This is a genomic window from Paraplanobispora takensis (genome assembly GCF_016863195.1).
Taxonomy (GTDB): Bacteria; Actinomycetota; Actinomycetes; order Streptosporangiales; family Streptosporangiaceae; genus Planobispora; species Planobispora takensis.
Genome location: NZ_BOOK01000026.1, coordinates 25,322 through 44,303, shown reverse-complemented (window position 1 = coordinate 44,303; position 18,982 = coordinate 25,322). Strand labels below are relative to the sequence as shown.

Here is an 18,982-nt window from a genome sequence, read left to right as displayed (position 1 = left end):
GCCCGCCATGACGTTGACGTTGTCGGTGAGGTCCTTCCAGACGCCCGACACGCCCCGGACCTGCGCCTGGCCGCCCAGCTGGCCCTCGGTGCCCACCTCGCGGGCCACCCGGGTGACCTCCTCGGCGAAGGCCGACAGCTGGTCCACCATCGTGTTCACGGTGTTCTTCAGCTCGAACATCTCGCCGACGGCGTCGACGGTGACCTTGCGGCTCAGGTCGCCCTTGGCGACCGCGGTGGTGACCGCCGCGATGTCGCGCACCTGGGCCGAGACGCGGCTCGACATGGTGTTGACGGCCTCGGTGAGGTCGCGCCAGCTGCCCGACATGCCCCGGACGTTCGCCCGCCCGCCCAGGCGCCCCTCGGTGCCGACCTCGCGGGCCACCCGGGTCACCTCGGAGGTGAACAGGGAGAGCTGGTCGACCATGCCGTTGATCGCCTTGCCCAGGCGGCGCACCTCGCCCCGCGAGCCGCGGTCGAGGTCGATGCGGCGCGACAGGTCGCCCTTGGCCACGGCGTCGATCACGTCCGCCGCGCCGGTGACCGGCCCGACCAGGGCGTCGATCAACGCGTTGACCGAGTCGACGCTCTCGGTCCAGGAGCCCACGCCCGGACCGGGGGTGAGGCGCTCGCCGAAGCGGCCCTCCCTGACGACCTCGCGGCGGACCCGGTGGAGCTCGTTGGCCAGGTGCTCGCGGCGGTCGGCGACCTCGTTGAGCAGCAGGCGGATCTCGCTCAGGATTCCAGGTGGCGCGTGCGGCACCCGGCGGCGGAAGTCTCCGTCCCGCCACGTGATGAGCGTCTGCAGGATCGGCTGTAGATCTGATTCGCTGTAACGCCGTTCCTCGACGTCGGGCATCGCGTCGGCCGTGGTCATTAGACCTCCTTGACTCCCGAGGGGGGCTACCGCGGGCAGCACCAGTCTGTCACGGTGCGCAACTTCGAGTCCCACCTTCGATTTACCCCATGTCAGCGGGAAGTGTGGTAGTCACGGAACAATGACCAGTGTTCCCCGCGCTGTCCTGGCCGCGACCTTCGCTCCGGGAGATACCGCAGTACCCGCCACGAAGAGGTTCACTCGTGAAGTGATGACCGCATGGGCCGCGTTGTCCGTCCTGGACTCCGCGGAACAACTGGCGGGTGAGCTGGCCGCCCATGCCGTGGAGGGCCCTTTCGAGGTGGTCTGGAACCACATGGGTGACGGCGTCCAGGTGGAGGTGCGGCAGAAGGGCGCGGCGGAGGCCGGTTCCGTCGGCCCCGTCAGCCCGGGGGTGCCGGTGGAGGAGTGGGGGGTCAGTTTCGCGGGCCAGCACCGCACCCACTGGGCCCGTCTCGCCCTGCCCGGCTCCAGCGGCCATGTGGCCACCGAGTGGGCCGAGGAGGAGACCGGCAGGGGGCCGATCGGCTGGCTGCGGTTCCTGGCCGACGCCAGCGACCTGCTGGCCGGCACGCTCAACCCGGACATGGTGCCCGCGATCATCGCGCAGATCGCGGTGCCCCGGCTGGCCGCCTGGTGCGCCGTCTACACCTGGCCCGACAGCAGCGGATCGCACCGCCCGGCCTACCTGTGGCACACCGACGAGAGCCGCATCGACGACCTCCGCCAGGACCTCGCGGGCCTGAACATCCCGGATACCGGCGGCTCGATGCAGCTGGGCGACTCGCACGTGCTGGTCGTCCCCCTGCTGGCGCGGGGCCGGGCGCTGGGCGCGATGTGCCTGGGCCGGTCCGACCGGTTCGCCGAGGACGTCATCCAGTACGCCGGGGACATCGGCCGCCGCGCCGCGCTCGCCCTGGACAACGCCCTTCTCTACGCCCAGCAGGCGGAGGCCAACCAGGCGCTGCAGCGGAGCCTGCTGCCGCCCAACGACCCCGGGGAGATCCCCGGCCTCGACTCCGCCGTGGTCTACGAGCCGGCGGGTGAGACCAACGAGGTCGGCGGCGACTTCTACGACCTGTTCGCGGCCGGGGACGGGAGCTGGCGGTTCGCGGTCGGCGACGTCTGCGGGACCGGTCCCGTCGCCGCCGCGGTCACCGGGCTGGCCCGCCACACGCTGCGCCTGCTGTCCAGGGAGGGGTACGGCGTCGCCGCGGTCCTGGGCCGGCTCAACCAGGCGATCCTGGAAGAGGGGGAACGGGCCCGGTTCCTCACCCTGCTCCACGGGGAGATCACCCCCGTGCCCACCGGGCTGGAGCTGCGCCTGGTCTCGGCCGGTCACCCGGAGGCCCTGCGGCTGAAGCCCAACGGGGTCGTGGAGCCGGTGGTGACCTCCCAGTCGCTGCTGGGCGTCTTCCCCGAGGCGGCCTTCGAGGCGGACCTGGTCCACCTCGACCACGGCGACGTGCTCCTCGCGGTGACCGACGGGGTCACCGAGCGGCGCCAGGGCAGCAGACTGCTCGACGACGACGGAGGGCTGGCCAAGCTGCTCGCCGAGTGCGTGGGCCTGTCGGCGGGCGCCGTCGCCACGCGGATCCGCCGGGCCGTACAGGAGTTCGCCCCCGAGCCGAGCGCCGACGACATGGCGATCGTGGTCCTGCGGGCCCGCTAGGCGGTCACCGCCGGTCCCGGGGCGGGGTCAGTCGTGGTGGAGGTGGGCGGCGCCGCCCGCGCCGTCGGGCTTGATGTGCCTGCGGACGAAGTCGAGCTGGGCGGCCATCTGGGCGATGCGCTCGGAGACGACCAGCGAGCCGTGGCCCGCGTCGTACCGGTAGACCTCGTGCGTGTGCCCCCGCCCGGCGAGCCGGGACACGTAGCCCTCGATCTGGCGGATCGGGCAGCGGGGGTCGTTCTCCCCGGCCAGGATCAGTACGGGCGCCTCGACGCCGTCGACGTAGGTGATCGGCGAACAGTTGGCGTAGCGCTCCGGCTGCTCGGCGGGCGAGCCGCCCAGCAGCGCGCGGTGGTAGGCCCGCAGCGACTCGGGCTCGTCCTCGTAGGTCGCCAGATGGTCGGCGATCGGCACGGTGGCCAGGCCCGCGGACCACACCGTGGGCTGGGTGCCCAGGCCGAGCAGCGTGAGATAGCCGCCCCAGGAACTGCCGGCCAGCACCAGCCGCTCGGGGTCGGCCAGACCGCGTGCGATCATCGCCTCGCGGACGGCGGTCACGTCGGCCAGCTCGATGTGGCCGACCTCGCCGGCGAGGGCGTCGCGCCAGGCGGAGCCGTACCCGGTGGAGCCGCGGTAGTTGACCCGCACGACCGCGAAGCCGTGGTCGACCCACGCGGCCACCTGCGGCACGAAGGAGTCGTCGTCCTGCGAGGTGGGCCCGCCGTGCAGGAGGAAGACGGTCGGGTACGGCCCGGCGCCGCGCTCGGGCCGCGAGACCAGGGCGTGGATGCGCCCGCCGGGCCCGTCCACGTCCACGTCCTCGACCGGGACGGAGGGCGGCGAGGAGGGCCCGCCGTGGCCCAGCACCACCTGGCCGTTGGTCGACCGGATGACCGGCGGGTGGGACCCGCTGGACCAGGAGTACTCCACCGAGCCGTCGGGGCGGGGCGCGGCGGCCTCGATCACGCCGTGCTTGGTCTCGATGGCGGTGAGCACGCCCCCGGGCAGGTCGTAGCGGTGCAGGTGGGTACGGGCGCGGTTGGCCCGCACGACCAGCAGGGAACGGCCGTCGTCGTACCAGTCGGCGGTGATCTCGCCGGGGTCGGGCAGCCAGATCTCCCGCTGGTCGTCGCTCACCGGGTCCCAGACCAGCGGTTCGCGGCGGCCCCGGCGCTCGTGCAGGGCCAGCAGCCGCCGGTCGCCGGCGACGGGGGAGAAGCCCAGGCCGACGATGCCCTTGCCGGGACCGTCGTGCAGCTCGCCGACGACCTGACCGCACTGCCGGATCACCCGCAGCGCGGGGTGCCGGGAGTCGCCGTGCTCGCTGTGGTTGATCGCGACCAGCGAACCGTCCAGGGACATGGAGCACACCGAGGCGGCCTCGGCGTGCTCGTAGATCACTTTCGCCGGGGAGCCCGGCCGTACCACGGAGACGGTGAAGCCCTTGCCCGGCCGGGCCATGCCGATCACCGCGTCGCCCGTCGCGGACAGCGCGATGCCGGCCGGGTGACCGGGTTCGAGGTCGATCGGCTCGTCCGGGCCGCCGCCGAACGGCTGGCGCATCCAGCCGCCCCACTCGTCGCCGTCGGTGTCGGCGAACCACCAGATCCACTGCCCGGTGGGATCGATCGTGCCGTGGGCGGTGCCCTTGGGGCGTGAGGTCACCTGGCGGACGGAACCGTCGGAGCGGTCCCAGGCGTAGATCTCCCAGGCCCCGGAGGCGTTGCTGCGGTACACCGAGCGAGCGGGAGCCTGCCTGGCCCACACCGGCAACGTCACCCGCGGCGCCCGGAACCTGGCCTGCCAGCGTTCCTCCGCCTTCATATGGCGCGTCCCTCCGTCAAGGCATCGGCTTCACGCGGACGAGCGCGGGCTCGCCGGATCGCCGTCCAGTATGTCGCGTCCACCCCTGGTCTGCTTTGAAATAGCGGAATTTCGGACTAAATGTCACTTCAGTAACATGTGTTATGAAGGTGGCTGTCAAGTCACCTTCCTTGCCTACACCCGCACGGCGAAGGTAGACATGCGGAAAGAGGCGATCACCTCGCTGTTCTCCGGCAGCCGCGCGACTCTCTCCCGCATGACCTCGGGATCGGTGTGCCGGGCGCTCGGCCCCATGCCCACCACGGCCTCGACGGCGGCACGCCCCAGTTCCATCGCGAACTCGTGGACGTCCTGCCCGGTCTCCACGAAGTGGCCGCCGAGGCTCTCGGTCACGCGGCGCTCCTTCGACTCGTCCACCGACAGCAGGCCCAGCCGGTCCACCAGCGGTTCGAGGTGCCGTGAGGTGGGCGTCACGACGACGAGCACGCCCCCGGGCCTCAGCACGCGCGCGAACTCCGCCCCGTTGCGCGGGGCGAAGACGTTGAGCAGGACGTCGGCGGAGCGGTCGCGGACGGGCAGCGGGCGCCACACGTCGGCCACCACCGCCCCCAGCCGGGCGTGCGCCCGCGCGGCCCGCCTGACCGCGTGCTTGGAGACGTCCAGGGCGATCCCGGCGGCGTACGGCAGGCGGTCGAGCACCCGGGCCAGGTAGTAGCCGGTCCCGGCCCCGGCGTCCACGATCACCGGCCCCTCGTCCTCCGCTCGCGGGGCCGTACGGCAGGCCTCGGCGACCGTGTCCGCCAGCGGGCCGAAGTGCCCCGCCCCGAGGAAGTCGTCCCTGGCGGCCACCATGGCCGGGCTGTCGGCCGTCCCGGGGGTCTGGGAGCCGGTCAGGAGGCTGACGTAGCCCTGCCGGGCGACGTCGAAGGCGTGCCCCAGAGGGCAGCGCAGCACCCGCTCGCCGAGGGCCAGCCCGTCTCCGCAGACCGGGCAGATGAGGTGTTCGACGACGTCAGCCAGCATGACCCCATCATCCCGCCTCACGGCGACGTGATCGTACTGTCATCCCCCGTCCCTACGATGACCGCCGTCCTGCCCGAGGTGCCCGCGGACGGAAGGAGCCCGCCGTGTCCGGAGATCCGCCGGCAACCCCCGCCGCGAAGGCGGTGCGGTTCCGGCCCCGCAGAGCGGCGTGGTTCCAGTGGGCCGCGGCCTTCGCCCTGGCGCTGGCCGAGGTCGTCTACTGGCGGTTCATCGGCCCGGATTCCTACAGCTACGGCTATGCCCTCCTCGGCGACCCGGCAAGGTGCCTGGGAAACGAGTTCATGGACGACCACGGCTACGAGATCCTCGCAGTCGTCTTCGCGATCCCCCTCTTCTGGCTGGGGATTCTGCCGTTCGTGGTGGTGTCCTTCGCGGCGTGGCTGGCCGGCAACCGGTGGGGCCGGCCGCGGATCGGCCGGATCGTCACCCGCGTCGCCGTCGCCGTGATCGGGCTGGTCGCCTTCCTTCCCCTTCTGCCGACCGGGCTGGACGCCGCACTGGATGTCATGCTGGGCACCAATTGTCTGGATGTGTGGGGCGGGCCCGCCATCCTGTCCATTTCCCTCGGGCAAGCCCTGGTCACCCTCGTGTGCCTGGTCCTCATGCTGCGTGCCGTACGGCCGTCGCGTGCTCGCCGCTCCGCCGTGGCCCGGGTGGCGCTGAGCCTCCTCCTGGTGCCGCCGCTGCTCTTCCTCCCCGTCTCGGATGCCGTCCCGGGCCGGATCTCCGGCTCTGAGATCTGCCATGACGACGAAGGTCTCGAGATCGAGGACCTGACGGGGGAGGCGAAGTTCCTCTGCCAGGTCCGGGGCGGTCCCTGGGCGGAGTACGGCGGGCTCTCCGAGTTCGAGGGCATGCCGGACGAGCAGGTGCTCGTATACGGCCGCCACCTCTGCGCCGCGGTGGTGCGGGCCGGCCGCGACACCTACAACGCCGAGGTGTACGACGACGTGGGGTTCTCGTACAGCGTGAACCTGGCCGACGCGCTGGAGTCGATCTGCCCGCAGGCGGTCGCGTTCCGGAAGGAGCGGGAGGAACGGCAACGTCTGGCCGACGAGCGGGAGCAGGCGGCGCTGGACGCCAAGTGCGCGGCCTACCCCCGGCACCGCCCGCTGATCAGGCCGGTGCGGCGGGCGGTGGGCGCCGTGGACACCGACTACAACGCACTCGTCGCCCTTGAGGACGAGATCGAGATGATCGAGTCCAGCCCGCTGTGGGTGGAGGGCCTGGCCGGGGCCGAGCCCGGGATCCTGCAGGTGACGGTCGGCGACGAGTTCGTCCCCGTGTGTGTGACGGCCGAGGTCTACGACCGCCGACCTCCGCTGGAGCGGCGCGGCTGGGACGAGGTGGAGGAGATCTCCTACCGGAGCACCCGCGGGCGGTTGAGGTTCGTCGACTTCTACGGCGGGCCACGGCTGGTCGACCTCACCGCCGCGGGCAAGGGCGCCTATCGGGTCCGCGTCCACGTGCGCGGCAGCGGGGAGGCCTGGAAGAAGGAGCCCATGGAGCAGTTCCTGATCATGGTATATCCCGCCAAGCGGCGATAAGCGGGACGCAAGTGCTTTTCAAGTGACCTCCGGTACAAATGGTGCCCATGAGGAAGAGAACTGTCATCGGTGGTGGATTGCTGGCTCTCGTGCTCGCGGGGAGCCTGACCGGAACGGCCCAGGCCGCCGCGGGGGACCGCGTGCACCACTGGGGCCCGGTCCAGTCCAAGAGCGGCCACGGCGGCCACGCCAAGGCCGACGTGTGGCTGAGCAGCTTCGACTCCGAGCGGTTCGTGGTCTCCGGCAAGCTGTACGACCGCGACTATCACTCCGGTCACTGCGCCTACGTCCGTGCCAAGTTCCACTACGCGAGCGGCGGCACCGGCTGGTCGCAGGTCCGCTACACCTGCTCCTCCAAGGGCGCGAACTTCAAGCTGTCCTCGGACGGCGAGGTCACCCGGGCCGACGTGCGGGTCTGCCTGGTCAGCTACAAGACCAACGCCATCTTCAGGTGCCACACCGACGCCATCAAGGCCTCGACCGTCGCCAACTGGCCGCAGTAATCCCGTTGGAGTCGGATCCCGGTGGGCTCCCGCCGGGATGTGACCGGATTGTCGTCTTATATCCCTAGAGTTGCTCGCCGTGACTCGGCGATCTCGGCTGCTCTGGAGTGCCGCCCTGCTGTGGGCGGTGGCTCCGGCCGTCCACTCGTGGATCCTGGAACTCCACTCGTGGATCCGGGACCTGCTGACCCCGCCGGAGGAGTACGGGGAGTACGGCGAGTCGGGCGTCATCTACGGGATGGTCCAGCTCTTTTCCGGCGGCCGCATCTTGAAGATCGCCGCATTGCTGGAGGACATCCACGACATTCCGATCTTCGCCCTCGGCGTCGCGCCGTACGTCCTGCTCAGCCTCGGGGCGTGCCTGCTCGCCGCCCGGCGGGGCAGGCCGGGCCCGGGCCGGGTGGTGACCCGGTTCCTCCCCGCCGTCCTGGTCCTGGTGTACTGCGCCCGCCCCCTGTTCTTCCTGACGGAGGCCGCCAAGGGGTCCACGTATGTATGGGAACCGCAGAGGCGACTTTTCTCCGCCACCGTCTGGGACCTCTGCCAGCTCGTCGCGATATTTCTGATGGTGCTCGCGCTCCGATATGCCGGGGCGGGCAAGGAGACGGTCGTCCACCGGACGGGCTGAGGGCTCCGGGGTCAGGTGGTCTGGCGGACCTGCTGGAGGAAGGCGGCGTTGGAGGGGGTCTCGCCGAGGCGGTCGAGGAGGACCTCCAGGGCCTGCTGCCTTTCCAGGCCGCCGAGGGTGCGGCGCAGGCGCCAGGAGAGCTGCCGCTCGGCGGGGTCGAGGAGGATCTCCTCACGCCGGGTGCCGGAGGCGTCCAGGTCCACGGCGGGGTAGATCCGCTTGTCGGCCAGGTCGCGGCGCAGGCGCAGTTCCATGTTGCCGGTGCCCTTGAACTCCTCGAAGAGGTTGTCGTCCATCCGGGAGCCGGTCTCGACGAGGGCGGTGGCGAGGATGGTCAGCGAGCCGCCGTCGCGCAGGTTGCGGGCGGCGCCGAAGAAGCGGCGCGGCGGCAGGAGGGCGGCGGCGTCGATGCCTCCGGCGAGGGTGCGGCCGCCGCCGGGGGCGAGGTTGTTGTAGGCGCGGCCCAGGCGGGTCAGCGAGTCCAGCAGCACGACGACGTCGTGGCCGGTCTCGGCCAGGCGCTTGGCGCGCTCGATGGCCAGTTCGGCGACCGCCGTGTGGTCGCGGTCGGGGCGGTCGAAGGTGGAGGCGGCGACCTCTCCCCGGATGGACTCGCGCATCTCGGTGACCTCCTCGGGCCGCTCCCCGACGAGCACGACCATGAGGTGGACGTCCGGGTGGTTGCGGGAGATCGCCGCGGCCAGCTCCCGCAGGACGAGGGTCTTGCCCGCCTTGGGCGGGGCCACGATCAGGCCGCGCTGCCCCTTGCCGATCGGGGCGAACAGGTCGACGACCCGGGTGGTGAGCGAGTCGGTCTCCAGCCGGAGCCGCTCGTCCGGGTGGACCGGGGTCATGTCCGCGAAGTGCGGCCGGGCGGCGGGGACCGGGCGGGCGGCGCCGGTCTCGACGCCGTTGACGGCCAGTACCCCGGCCAGCTTCTCGTACGGCCTGTGCGCGGTGGCGACGACGTGGTCGCCGGGGCGCAGGCCGTACTGCCTGACCTGGGCCGGCGGGACCTTCACATCGGCGCGGCCGGGGAGGTAGCCGCCGGTCCTGAGGTAGGCGACCTTGTCGCGGACGTCGAGGAGGCCGGACACGGTCTCGGCGGGAGACCGAGGGGGAGCGGGGGCCTGGGCGGGAACGGAGACTGCGGGCGCGCCGCTCTCGAAGTCCTCGGAGACGGGGGACGCGGGCGCGCCGTTCCCGGAGACGGGCGAGGCGGCGCTCTTACGGCGGCGCGGAGGCTTCTTGACGATGGTTTCTACGGTCATGGGTGACCTTTCACGATGGAACGGACGTACGGAAACGTCCAGAGAGCCCCACGCGGACGCGTGGGCGAAGAACCGGGTGCGCGCGGTGCGCGCCGGAGGAGAACCGCATGCCACGAGGGATGCGGTATGAGAAAAAGGGCGGATCGGTCGCATGCGGCCTGGCCGACTGTGCGTCACGCCCGATATGACAGTAGCACCGCTGATTCATCTCCAGAAGGAGGAAAGGTGCTCCACCAGTCCATAACGGTGGCAGGTGTCGAGGTGTTCCCGCTGTGCGACGCGGTGGGGCCGATGGGAGAGGCCATCCGGCGCCCGCTGCCGGAGATGTTCCCCGGGGGCTGTCACGAGGACGGCGAGTGGACCCTGCACTTCCACTGCTACCTGCTGCGCGACGCGGCGGGCCGGACCGTGCTGGTGGACACCGGGATCGGGCCGGCGGACTCACCGGCGGCGGGCTGGGCCCCCGTGCCGGGAGCGCTCACCTCCGAACTCGCGCGGGTGGGGGTCGCGCCGCAGGAGGTGGACGCGGTGGTCATCACCCACCTGCACAGCGACCACGCGAGCGGGGCGGTGGCAGGCGGCGTGCCGGTCTTCCCCAACGCCCGGCACCTGCTGCAGCGGACCGAGGTCGAGGCGGCCGCCGAGGGGGTCCTCGACCATGTCGTGCGGCCGCTGGGCGAGCGGGTCCAGATCGTCGACGGGCGGGCGGACGCGCTGCCCGGCATCCGGGTGCTGCTCGCCCCCGGCCACACCCCGGGACACCAGGTCGTCCAGGTGGGCGAGCTGACCCTCACCGGCGACCTGGTCCTGCATCCCGTGCAGCTCGCCGACCCGAAGGTGCCCTATCTCTACGACGGAGATCCGGACCTCGCCGCCAGGACCCGGACCGAGGTGCTGGAGCGGATCAGGGCGGAGGGCGGCATGATCGGCACGGCCCACTTCGCGGAGCCGTTCACCAGGCTCACCTGACGGAGCCCGGCGGTGAAGGGCGGCGGATCCGCCAGGAAGGCGTCCGCCGTCGCCTCTCTCACGGCCGGCCGTACGCGGGGCGCGCCGTACGGGTCTCTCCCCTTCACACCCTGACCGTGTGGAGGGGAGAGGCCCTGCTGCGCCGAGCCGCCGTGCCTCCATGAAACTTTCATGACCCGGGACACCGGCGGGATGAATTTCGATCATGGCCTTGGCCAGGGGGAACGCGGTCCGCGGCGGGGTTTTCCCGGACGGCCGGGCGACCGTGATTTCAGCTTCCTCCATGGCCTATACATCGCAAACTGCTAAAAATCGCTCAGGTCTTGCGGTGTGCGGGCGGAAGCGGCCCGCCACCCCACCGACCCGTGAAGCGCAGAGCGCCCGAAAGGCCGTCCGCGGTCTCCCGCGACGGCCGACCTCGAACGCGAAAGGCCACTGTTGTGAAATTCCCCATGCGCCCACGCCGAGCCCGCGGTCTCCTGACGATCGGCGCCACCGCCGGGCTCGTCATCGGGACGCTGGCGGCCATGCCGGCCGCGGGCGCCACGGCCGCCACCGGTTGTGCGGTCACCTACACCACCAACAGCTGGCAGGGCGGGTTCACCGCCAATATCAGCATCAAGAACCTCGGGGACCCCATCAAGGGCTGGACCCTCGGTTTCACCTTCCCGAACTCCGGTCAGAAGGTCGTGCAGGGCTGGTCGGCGACCTACGGCCAGACCGGCTCCGCCGTCACCGCCAAGAGCCTGGACTACAACGGGTCGCTGGGCACCGGGGCCTCGGCGGGCATCGGGTTCAACGGCAGCTGGAGCGGGAGCAACCCGGTGCCGACGTCCTTCACCCTCAACGGCGTCACGTGCACCGGTTCGACCGGCCCCACGGCCACCCCGACCGCCACTCCGACCGTGAAGCCCACGGCGACGCCCACCGCGACCCCGACCGCCACGCCCACCGTCACCCCGACGTCGGGCGGCGGTACCCCGCTCGGGATCAACGGCAGGTTGCACGTGTGCGGCGTCAAGCTGTGCAACCAGTACAACCGCCCGATCCAGCTGCGCGGCATGAGCACCCACGGCATCCAGTGGTTCTCCAGGTGCTACAACGACAGCTCGCTGAACGCCCTGGCGAACGACTGGAAGGCCGACCTGTTCCGGATCTCGATGTACGTGCAGGAGCAGGGGTACGAGACCAACCCGTCGGGCTTCACCGACCTGGTCAACAGGTACGTCGACATGGCCGAGTCCCGCGGCCTGTACTCGATCATCGACTTCCACACCCTGACGCCGGGTGACCCCAACTACAACCTGGCCCGCGCCAAGACCTTCTTCGCCTCGGTCGCCGCGCGCAACGCCGCCAAGAAGGGCGTCATCTACGAGATCGCCAACGAGCCCAACGGGGTGAGCTGGGCGTCGATCAAGAGCTACGCCGAGCAGGTCATCCCGGTGATCCGGGCGGCGGACCCGGACGCGGTGATCATCGTCGGCACCCGCGGCTGGTCGTCGCTGGGCGTCTCGGACGGCTCCAGCGAGTCCGAGATCGTCAGCAACCCGGTCAACGCCACGAACATCATGTACGCCTTCCACTTCTACGCCGCCTCGCACAAGGACAACTACCGGTCCACGCTGAGCCGGGCGGCGGCGAGGCTCCCGATGTTCGTCAGCGAGTTCGGCACGGTGAGCGCCAGCGGTGACGGCGCGGTGGACGTCACCAGCACCAACGCCTGGCTGGACCTGCTGGACAGCCTGAAGATCGGCTACGCCAACTGGACCTACTCGGACGCCGGCGAGGGCAGCGCGGCCTTCAGGCCGGGCACCTGCTCGGGCGGGACCTACACCGGCACCGGCGTGCTCACCCAGTCGGGCGCCCTCATCCGGGACCGGATCCGCACCGCGGACAACTTCCCCACCGGCTGACCCGATCGCCCCGGATCCCCGCATCCGGACGCCCTCGATCAGGAGGCCCGCCCGTTTCCCGGGCGGGCCTTCCCTCGTTCCCGGCGGGTCAGGAGTCCCCGGCGGGTCAGGAGTTCTGGGCGGCGAGCAGCAGGCGGCGGGTGATCGTCCGGTAGCGGAGCACCTGGACCGCCCCGAGCAGCCAGAACGGATACTGCACGGCGAACGCCCAGCGGTAGGCGTCCGGGCCGCTCCCGCCGTACAGGTCGAGGGCGATGCCGATCAGGGCGATCACCGACATGGACGCCACGAAGCCGCCGCCGTTGACGATCCCGGTCGCCGCGCCGATCCGGGTGGCCGGGTTGAAGGTCCTGGCGTAGTCGAAGCCGATCATCGAGCCGGGGCCGTTGGCCGCCAGGACCACCACGAGCAGGACGAGCAGCCAGAGCGGGGCCCGGCCGGGCCAGGCCAGTACGGCGGTCCACGCCCCCGCGGTGGTGCCGATCACGATGAGGACCATCCGGGAGCGGTGGAACGGGAAGCGTCCGGCCAGATAGCCGAGCAGCGGTCCGCAGGCCATGCCGCACAGCGTCAGCGTGGACAGCAGCACGCCCGCCGTCGACGGGTCCAGGCCCTGTCCCTGAACCAGGAACGGGTACCCCCACAGGAGCAGGAAGGCGGCGGCCGAGCACTGGGTGGCGGCGTGGGTCCACATGCCCAGCCGGGTGCCGGGCTCGGCCCACGCGGCCTTCAGCCCCGGCGGCTCGTCCCCGGCCGGCTCCGGGCGGGAGTCGCGCAGGAACGTCAGGAGCAGCAGCACGGCCACCGCCCCGAGGGCCGCGGCGCCCAGGAAGGTCGGCGTCCAGCCGTACGAGCGCAGGGAGTGGATCAGCGGGACCGTGGAGGCGAGCGCGCCGAGCTGCCCGACCAGGCCGGTGATCTGGACCAGCAGGGGGTTGACGCGCGCGGGGAAGTGCAGGCTCACCAGCCGGATCACGCTGATGAACGTCATCGCGTCCCCGCACCCGATCAGCGCCCGGCCCGCGACGCCGGGCAGGAGCCCGGAGGAGAAGGCGAAGACGAGCTCACCGGCGGACATCACCGTGGCCCCGATGAGCAGCATGCGCTTGGAGCCGAGCCGGTCGACCAGGACGCCGACGGGCACCTGCATGCCGGCGTAGACCAGGAGCTGGATCATCGCCAGCAGGGAGAGCCCGGCCGCGCCCACGCCGAGCCGTGCGGCGGCCTCGATGCTCGCGACGCCGAGGGACTGGCGGTGGAAGACGGCGATGACGTAGGCCAGGACCCCCGTGGCCCAGAAGATCAGAGCTTTGGACCGTGGCGTCATGTACCAAATATTACTTTTGCGCAATTTGTGGTTGAGGACGGGGTGGCGGATTGTCGGTGCGGGTGGGTACCTTCGAAGAAGGCGCCGTCCCGCGCCCGACCTCCTTCACCGGTGCTCACGCCACCGGCTCGCGGAGGTAGAGGGGGCCCTGGAGTTCTCGGGACGCCGGTTGTGCATGCCCCAGATCCGGCGGGGCGGCGGGAGCGTGGGTCCCGGCGCGACGCCGTGTCCAGGAGCATGAGATGACCGGCAACAAGTCCTTCAAGAACCGCGTCCGCACCCGCATGGCCAAGACCGGCGAGAGCTACACCGCCGCCCGCCGCCGGCTCCTCCCCGCCGCCGGCGAGCAGGAGCCCGCCGCCGAGGAGCGGCCGCCCGCCGTGCCCGCCGCAGAGCAGGAGCCCGCCGCTCCGGCCGCCGACCGGGGGGTGCCCGCTCCCGACGCGGACGCCCCGGCCTCCGCGGTCCGCGACACGATCGTCTCCGACGACGCGATGACCGTGCGGACCGGCCGGTCCCACGAGGAGTGGTTCGCGCTGCTGGACGCCTGGGGCGCCACCGGCCGGACGCACGGGGAGATCGCCCGCCGGCTGGTCGAGGAGCACGGCGTCGAGGGCTGGTGGGCGCAGAGCATCACCGTCGCCTACGAACGGGCACGCGGCCTGCGGGCCCCGGGCCAGTCCCGCACCGGTGACTTCTCCATCAGCGCCGGCAAAATCATCAACGTCCCGGCCGAGCGCGTCATCGAGGCCTTCACCGACGACGACCTGCGCGCCCGGTGGCTGTCCGGCGCCCCCTTCGAGATCCGCACCTCGCGCCCCGGCAAGTCCGTCACCGCCAACTGGGAGGGCCGCGCCGCCCTCACGATCGGAGTCATCGCCAAGGGCGGGAAGAAGACCCAGCTCGGCCTCCAGCACGGCAAACTCCCCGACGCCGCCACGGCCGCCGAGATGAAGACCTACTGGCGCGAGCGCGTCACCGCCCTGAAGCGGCTCCTCGAGGGCTGACCTCCCCCGGCTCCCGGACCGGCCCGTCCGGGAGCCCGTTCCGCAGCCGGGGATAGCGGATCAGGAGGCTGGCGTGGACGTCCTGGTCGCCGAGGGTGGCGTAGGTGTGGGGGACGTCCGACCGCCAGGTGACGTAGTCGCCGGGGCCGGCCAGGAGGGGGGTGTCGGCGGGGCCGGCGCGCAGGAGGCCGGCGAAGACGGTGAGGTGCTCGGTGACGCCCTGGTGGTGGGCGGGGGAGAGCTGCGACGATCCGGCGGGGAAGACGAGGCGGTAGAGCTCGTAGGTGGCCCCCTCCTCCTCGAAGGCCTGCAGGAGTACGCCCTGCACGGCGGTGCCGTGCACCACGGGGCCGGTGCCGACGACGGAGGCCAGGCCCACGCCGAGCTGGGCGGTCACCGCCCACAGGGTCTCCAGCGTCGGGTTGCGGGTGCCGTTCTCCAGGCCGGAGAGCGTGGCCTTGCCCACCCCCGCCCGCCGGGCCAGCTCTGACAGTGAGATGCCGCGTTCCTCCCGAAGGCTGCGGATTCGCCGGCCTACGTGGGATGTGCCGGCGTCCGCGGTCGGATAAGGGTTTTGTGCGCCGGAGGTCATAAAGCTATCCTGCAACATGACGATCGTTCCGTTTACGGAACGACACGACGGCCCCGGACCGGGACGGCCCGGGAAGTGTGAGAAGGACGACGGATGAACCGCCTGTTGCAGCCCGTGCTGGCCGGTGTGGTGACCGCGCTGGTCGGCTTCGCCAGTTCCTTCGCCGTCGTGCTGGCCGGGCTGCGGGCGGTGGGGGCGGACCCGGAGCAGGCGGCGTCCGGTCTGCTCGCGCTCTGCCTGGCCGTGGGCGGCACGGCGATCTGGCTGAGCCTGCGGCTGCGGATACCCGTGGCCATCGCCTGGTCCACGCCCGGTGCGGCGCTGCTCGTCTCCACCGGCGTCCCCGAGGGGGGATTCCCCGCCGCCGTCGGCGCGTTCGTCGTCTGCGGGCTGCTCATCGTGGTCGCCGGGCTGTTCCCGGTGCTCGGCCGCTGGATCGCGGCCATCCCGGGGCCGATCGCGGGCGCGATGCTCGCGGGGGTCCTGCTCGACCTGTGCGTGGCCCCGGTCAGGGCACTGGTGGAGATTCCGCACATGGCCGTGCCCATCGTGCTGACCTGGGCCGTGCTGAGCCGGGTGGCCCGCACGTGGGCGGTGCCGGGGGCCCTGCTCGTCGCGGTCGCGGCCATCGCGCTGACCGGGCCGGGGCTCGGTGCGGTGGACGTGCGCCCGGTGGCTGAGGTGACCGCGCCGTCCTGGAGCCTTCCGGCGATGGTCAGCATCGCGCTCCCGCTGTTCCTGGTCACCATGGCCGCGCAGAACGTGCCGGGCATGGCGGTCCTGGCGGGGTACGGCTACCGCCCGCCGCTGAGGGGGGTCCTGACCGCCACCGGCCTGGCGAGCGCCGCCGCCGCGCCCCTGGGCGGGCACGCGGTGAACCTGGCCGCCATCACCGCGGCCCTGGCCGCCGGCCCCGACGCCGACCCCGATCCCGGCCGCCGGTGGATCGCCTCGGCCACCGCCGGGGTCTCGATGATCGTGCTGGGCGTCGGGGCGGGACTGGCGACGGCCCTGGTCCTGCTGTCCCCGCCGGTGCTCATCGAGGCCGTCGCCGGGCTCGCCCTCGTCGGCGCGCTGGCCTCGGCGATCACCGCGGCCGTCGCCGAGCCGGAGGGCCGGGAGGCCGCGGTGGTCACCTTCGTGGTCACCGCCTCGGGGATGACCCTGCTGGGCGTGGGGGCCGCCTTCTGGGGGCTGGTGGCGGGAGGGCTGATGACGCTCCTGCACCGGCGCAGGACCCCGCGCGCCGTACCTGAAGCGGTGTCGGACGAATCCCGGCCGGCGGGGTCGGACGCGGGCCGCCGGAGGTGAAAAAGTCCGGACTCGCGCCGTCCCCTTAGAAATCCCCATATTCTGGGACATGATCGAGTCGGGAGGCACACGTGTCCGAACCGCGTCCGCTGCGCCCGGACGAGCCGGCACTCCTGGGGGACTACCGCCTGCTCGGGCGGGTGGGGCAGGGCGGGCAGGGAGTCGTGTACCTCGGAGAGTCCTCTTCGGGGGCACGGGTGGCGGTCAAGATCCTGCACGGCCACGCCGCCGGCGATCCCAAGAACCGCAGGCGCTTCCTCCGCGAGGTGGAGGCGGCCCGGCAGGTGCCCCAGTTCTGCACCGCGCCCATCCTGGACGTCGGCCTGGCGGGCGACCAGCCGTACGTGGTGAGCGAGTTCATCGAGGGCGAGTCCCTGGAGCAGCGGGTCGCCTCGCGCGGGCCGCTCGACCCGCGTGACCTGGAGCGGCTGGCGGTCGGCACGGCCACCGCCCTGGCGGCCATCCACCGCGCCGGGATCGTCCACCGCGACTTCAAGCCCGCCAACGTGCTGCTCGGCCCGGACGGGCCGCGGGTGGTCGACTTCGGCATCGCCCGCAGCGTGAACATGACCGCCACGTCCGCCAGCGTGGTCGGCACCCCGCCGTACATGTCGCCGGAGCAGCTCTCCGGGGACGACGTGGGCCCGCCCTCGGACATGTTCAGCTGGGCCGGCACCATCCTGTTCGCCGGGACGGGGAGGACGCCGTTCGGCCGTGACATCGCCATCGCGGCCCTGGTGTACCGGATCCTCCACCAGGAGTGCGACCTCACCGGCCTGCCCGAGGGCCTGCGGGAGATCGCCGGCCGGTGCCTGGCCAAGGCGCCCGAGCGGCGTCCCACGGCCGAGGGGGTCCTGCTCGAGCTCATCACCGGCAAGGGCGCGGCGCGTCCCGGTGCGGCGATGCCCGTGAGCGACCTGCTCAGCACGGCCATGGGGATGGCGCAGCCGTCCGTCCCGGGCACGCCGTCGCGGGACGTCCCACCGGCCGGACCGCCGGTTTGGGAACGGTCCAACACGGGACCGTCCCCCACCGGCCCGTCCCCCACCGGCCCGTCCAGTGGATCCTTCCGGATGCCGCCACCGGCCGCCGACGTGTCCGCAGGCCCGTCCGGTACGGCCCCGCCCGCCCATCCGCCCGGCGGGCAGTTCCACGCGGCACCGCCCCACACCGATCCCTCCGGCGGGCAGTTCCACGCGGCACCGCCTCACACCGATCCCTCCGGCGGGCAGTTCCACGCGGCGCCGCTCCCCACGGGTCCTTCCTGGGGCGGGCCGCCCCACACGCACCCGTCCGGCGGGCAGTTCGCGCCGCCTCCCGGCGGGGGCGGGATCTCCCGCCGGAGCCTGCTGATCGGCGGGGCCGCGCTGGCCACCGGGGCGGTGGCGGCGGCCGCGGTGCTGGTCCCCCGCTACCTGGACGACCGCAACGGCACGGTCGGGAGCTCGCCCGGCCGGAGCACGGGGACCGGGAACACGGGAACCGGGAGCACCTCCCCGGCCACGCCGGAGACGGCGGGCCCGTCGGCCTCCCCGTCCCCGACGTCGCCCACGGCCACCCCGAGCGCGTCCGCGCTGATCTCCACCGGCGCGGGCCGGCCGCTGGTGCTCGGCAACGGTGAGCTGGTGCAGGGCCTGGCGGTCTCGGCCGACGGCCGTACGGTGGCCGCCGGATGCTGGGACGGCAGGATCCGGCTGTGGGAGGTGCCCTCCGGCAAGATGATCGGAGAGCTCAAGGACAGGAAGTTCTACGTCGAGGGCCTGGCGCTGAGCCCGGACGACCGGACGCTGATCAGCGTCGGCGGGGTGAGCGACACCGAGACGCACGTGTGGGACCTCGACTCCAGGCGCCGCGTGTCGAAGTCCGTGATCGGCTCGGTCTTCGTGAGGTTCAGCCCCGACGGCAGGCGGTTCGTCACCGGCAGCGGGTTCGAGTGGGTCCGGCTGTGGAGGACCTCCGACCGCAAGCAGGCGGGCGCCTCCATGCGTCACGACGAACTGGTCAAGAACGCGGACTTCAGCCCCGACGGACGCCTGCTGGCCACCGCGGGGTGGGACCGCACGGTCCGGTTCTGGCGCACCTCCGACGGCACGGCGGTCGGCGGCCCGCTGAAGGGGCACACCGAGGAGGTCAACGCCGTCGTGTTCCTCGACGACGGGGAGACCCTGGCGAGCGCGGGATACGACAAGGTCGTGCGACTGTGGGACGTGTCCTCCCGCAAGGCGAAGAAGGAGACCTTCAAGGGGGCGAAGTCGACGATCAACGCCATGGCCGTCAGCCCCGACGGGACCCTCCTCGCCGCCGCGACCGACAAGGAGGGAGTCCGGCTGTGGGACGTCGCCACCCGGCGCGAGTTCCGCCAGCCGCTGGACCGGGGGCAGATCCAGAACGTGGCCTTCAGCGGCAACGGGCTCGTCCTGGCGGTGGCCATGGGAAACGACGTGCTGCTGTACGACGTCGGCGGCCTGCGCACCGCCTGACCCGTCGTCCGCGCGGTC

At 72.2% G+C, this 18,982-nt stretch carries 15 protein-coding genes; 9 read left to right on the top strand and 6 right to left on the bottom strand.

The window, feature by feature from the left end; translation table 11 throughout:
* The coding region (locus Pta02_RS18010; protein ID WP_203876006.1) for a HAMP domain-containing protein at positions 1-876 on the bottom strand (876 nt) is incomplete at its 3' end.
* 211 nt (positions 877-1,087) lie between these two features.
* Between Pta02_RS18010 and Pta02_RS18005 the strand changes: the two genes are divergently transcribed.
* On the top strand, positions 1,088-2,548 hold the full coding sequence (locus Pta02_RS18005) for a PP2C family protein-serine/threonine phosphatase (protein WP_239130851.1): 1,461 nt from the start codon (positions 1,088-1,090) through the stop codon (positions 2,546-2,548).
* A 27-nt stretch (positions 2,549-2,575) separates the two neighbouring features.
* Here Pta02_RS18005 and Pta02_RS18000 read toward each other — a convergent pair whose 3' ends face one another.
* Together Pta02_RS18000 and Pta02_RS17995 are read right to left on the bottom strand one after the other, a co-directional pair.
* On the bottom strand, positions 2,576-4,372 hold the full coding sequence (locus Pta02_RS18000; RefSeq protein ID WP_203876005.1) for a S9 family peptidase: 1,797 nt from the start codon (positions 4,370-4,372) through the stop codon (positions 2,576-2,578).
* 174 nt (positions 4,373-4,546) lie between these two features.
* Entirely contained in the window at positions 4,547-5,395 is an 849-nt protein-coding gene (locus Pta02_RS17995; RefSeq protein WP_203876004.1) for a putative RNA methyltransferase, read from the bottom strand.
* Between the two features lie 104 nt (positions 5,396-5,499).
* On the opposite strand from Pta02_RS17995, the gene Pta02_RS17990 reads away from it, so the two are divergent.
* From Pta02_RS17990 to Pta02_RS17980, 3 genes are all read left to right on the top strand, one after another.
* Positions 5,500-6,963 carry a hypothetical protein gene (locus tag Pta02_RS17990; RefSeq protein WP_203876003.1) on the top strand — a complete coding sequence of 488 codons (1,464 nt, stop codon included), beginning with the start codon at positions 5,500-5,502 and terminating at the stop codon, positions 6,961-6,963.
* A gap of 47 nt (positions 6,964-7,010) precedes the next feature.
* Positions 7,011-7,466: a hypothetical protein gene (locus Pta02_RS17985; RefSeq protein WP_203876002.1), complete on the top strand. Its 456-nt coding sequence runs from the start codon at positions 7,011-7,013 to the stop codon at positions 7,464-7,466.
* A 79-nt stretch (positions 7,467-7,545) separates the two neighbouring features.
* Positions 7,546-8,094, top strand: coding sequence for a hypothetical protein (locus Pta02_RS17980; RefSeq protein WP_203876001.1), 549 nt, complete (start codon positions 7,546-7,548; stop codon positions 8,092-8,094).
* Between the two features lie 11 nt (positions 8,095-8,105).
* Here Pta02_RS17980 and rho read toward each other — a convergent pair whose 3' ends face one another.
* Positions 8,106-9,365, bottom strand: a complete 1,260-nt coding sequence (gene rho, locus Pta02_RS17975) for a transcription termination factor Rho (protein ID WP_203876000.1) — start codon at positions 9,363-9,365, stop codon at positions 8,106-8,108.
* 225 nt (positions 9,366-9,590) lie between these two features.
* Here rho and Pta02_RS17970 point away from each other — a divergent pair, with 225 nt between their 5' ends.
* The gene (locus Pta02_RS17970) at positions 9,591-10,334 is read left to right on the top strand and encodes an MBL fold metallo-hydrolase (RefSeq protein WP_203875999.1); all 744 of its coding nucleotides are present in this window, start codon (positions 9,591-9,593) and stop codon (positions 10,332-10,334) included.
* Between the two features lie 452 nt (positions 10,335-10,786).
* Complete coding sequence (locus Pta02_RS17965; RefSeq protein ID WP_203875998.1) at positions 10,787-12,247, top strand: cellulase family glycosylhydrolase; 1,461 nt, start codon at positions 10,787-10,789, stop codon at positions 12,245-12,247.
* A gap of 106 nt (positions 12,248-12,353) precedes the next feature.
* On the opposite strand, the gene Pta02_RS17960 is transcribed toward Pta02_RS17965, so the two are convergent.
* Positions 12,354-13,574 (bottom strand): MFS transporter, encoded by a 1,221-nt coding sequence (locus Pta02_RS17960; protein WP_239130849.1) that lies wholly within the window; start codon positions 13,572-13,574, stop codon positions 12,354-12,356.
* A 242-nt stretch (positions 13,575-13,816) separates the two neighbouring features.
* Between Pta02_RS17960 and Pta02_RS17955 the strand changes: the two genes are divergently transcribed.
* Positions 13,817-14,581: a hypothetical protein gene (locus tag Pta02_RS17955; RefSeq protein WP_203875997.1), complete on the top strand. Its 765-nt coding sequence runs from the start codon at positions 13,817-13,819 to the stop codon at positions 14,579-14,581.
* On the opposite strand, the gene Pta02_RS17950 is transcribed toward Pta02_RS17955, so the two are convergent.
* On the bottom strand, positions 14,550-15,173 hold the full coding sequence (locus Pta02_RS17950) for a helix-turn-helix domain-containing protein (RefSeq protein ID WP_239130847.1): 624 nt from the start codon (positions 15,171-15,173) through the stop codon (positions 14,550-14,552). The genes Pta02_RS17955 and Pta02_RS17950 overlap by 32 nt on opposite strands.
* A gap of 93 nt (positions 15,174-15,266) precedes the next feature.
* Between Pta02_RS17950 and Pta02_RS17945 the strand changes: the two genes are divergently transcribed.
* Positions 15,267-16,484 carry a benzoate/H(+) symporter BenE family transporter gene (locus tag Pta02_RS17945; RefSeq protein ID WP_203875995.1) on the top strand — a complete coding sequence of 406 codons (1,218 nt, stop codon included), beginning with the start codon at positions 15,267-15,269 and terminating at the stop codon, positions 16,482-16,484.
* A gap of 71 nt (positions 16,485-16,555) precedes the next feature.
* Positions 16,556-18,964 (top strand): WD40 repeat domain-containing serine/threonine protein kinase, encoded by a 2,409-nt coding sequence (locus Pta02_RS17940; protein WP_203875994.1) that lies wholly within the window; start codon positions 16,556-16,558, stop codon positions 18,962-18,964.
* Positions 18,965-18,982: the final 18 nt, after the last annotated feature.

Bases quoted from the DNA above. Each gene is read 5' to 3' on its own strand.
- Pta02_RS18005 (WP_239130851.1), top strand. From the start codon at position 1,088: ATGACCGCATGGGCCGCGTTGTCCGTCCTGGACTCCGCGGAACAACTG.
- Pta02_RS18000 (WP_203876005.1), bottom strand. From the start codon at position 4,372: ATGAAGGCGGAGGAACGCTGGCAGGCCAGGTTCCGGGCGCCGCGGGTG.
- Pta02_RS17995 (WP_203876004.1), bottom strand. From the start codon at position 5,395: ATGCTGGCTGACGTCGTCGAACACCTCATCTGCCCGGTCTGCGGAGAC.
- Pta02_RS17985 (WP_203876002.1), top strand. From the start codon at position 7,011: ATGAGGAAGAGAACTGTCATCGGTGGTGGATTGCTGGCTCTCGTGCTC.
- rho (WP_203876000.1), bottom strand. From the start codon at position 9,365: ATGACCGTAGAAACCATCGTCAAGAAGCCTCCGCGCCGCCGTAAGAGC.
- Pta02_RS17965 (WP_203875998.1), top strand. From the start codon at position 10,787: ATGCGCCCACGCCGAGCCCGCGGTCTCCTGACGATCGGCGCCACCGCC.
- Pta02_RS17960 (WP_239130849.1), bottom strand. From the start codon at position 13,574: ATGACGCCACGGTCCAAAGCTCTGATCTTCTGGGCCACGGGGGTCCTG.
- Pta02_RS17955 (WP_203875997.1), top strand. From the start codon at position 13,817: ATGACCGGCAACAAGTCCTTCAAGAACCGCGTCCGCACCCGCATGGCC.
- Pta02_RS17950 (WP_239130847.1), bottom strand. From the start codon at position 15,173: ATGACCTCCGGCGCACAAAACCCTTATCCGACCGCGGACGCCGGCACA.
- Pta02_RS17945 (WP_203875995.1), top strand. From the start codon at position 15,267: ATGAACCGCCTGTTGCAGCCCGTGCTGGCCGGTGTGGTGACCGCGCTG.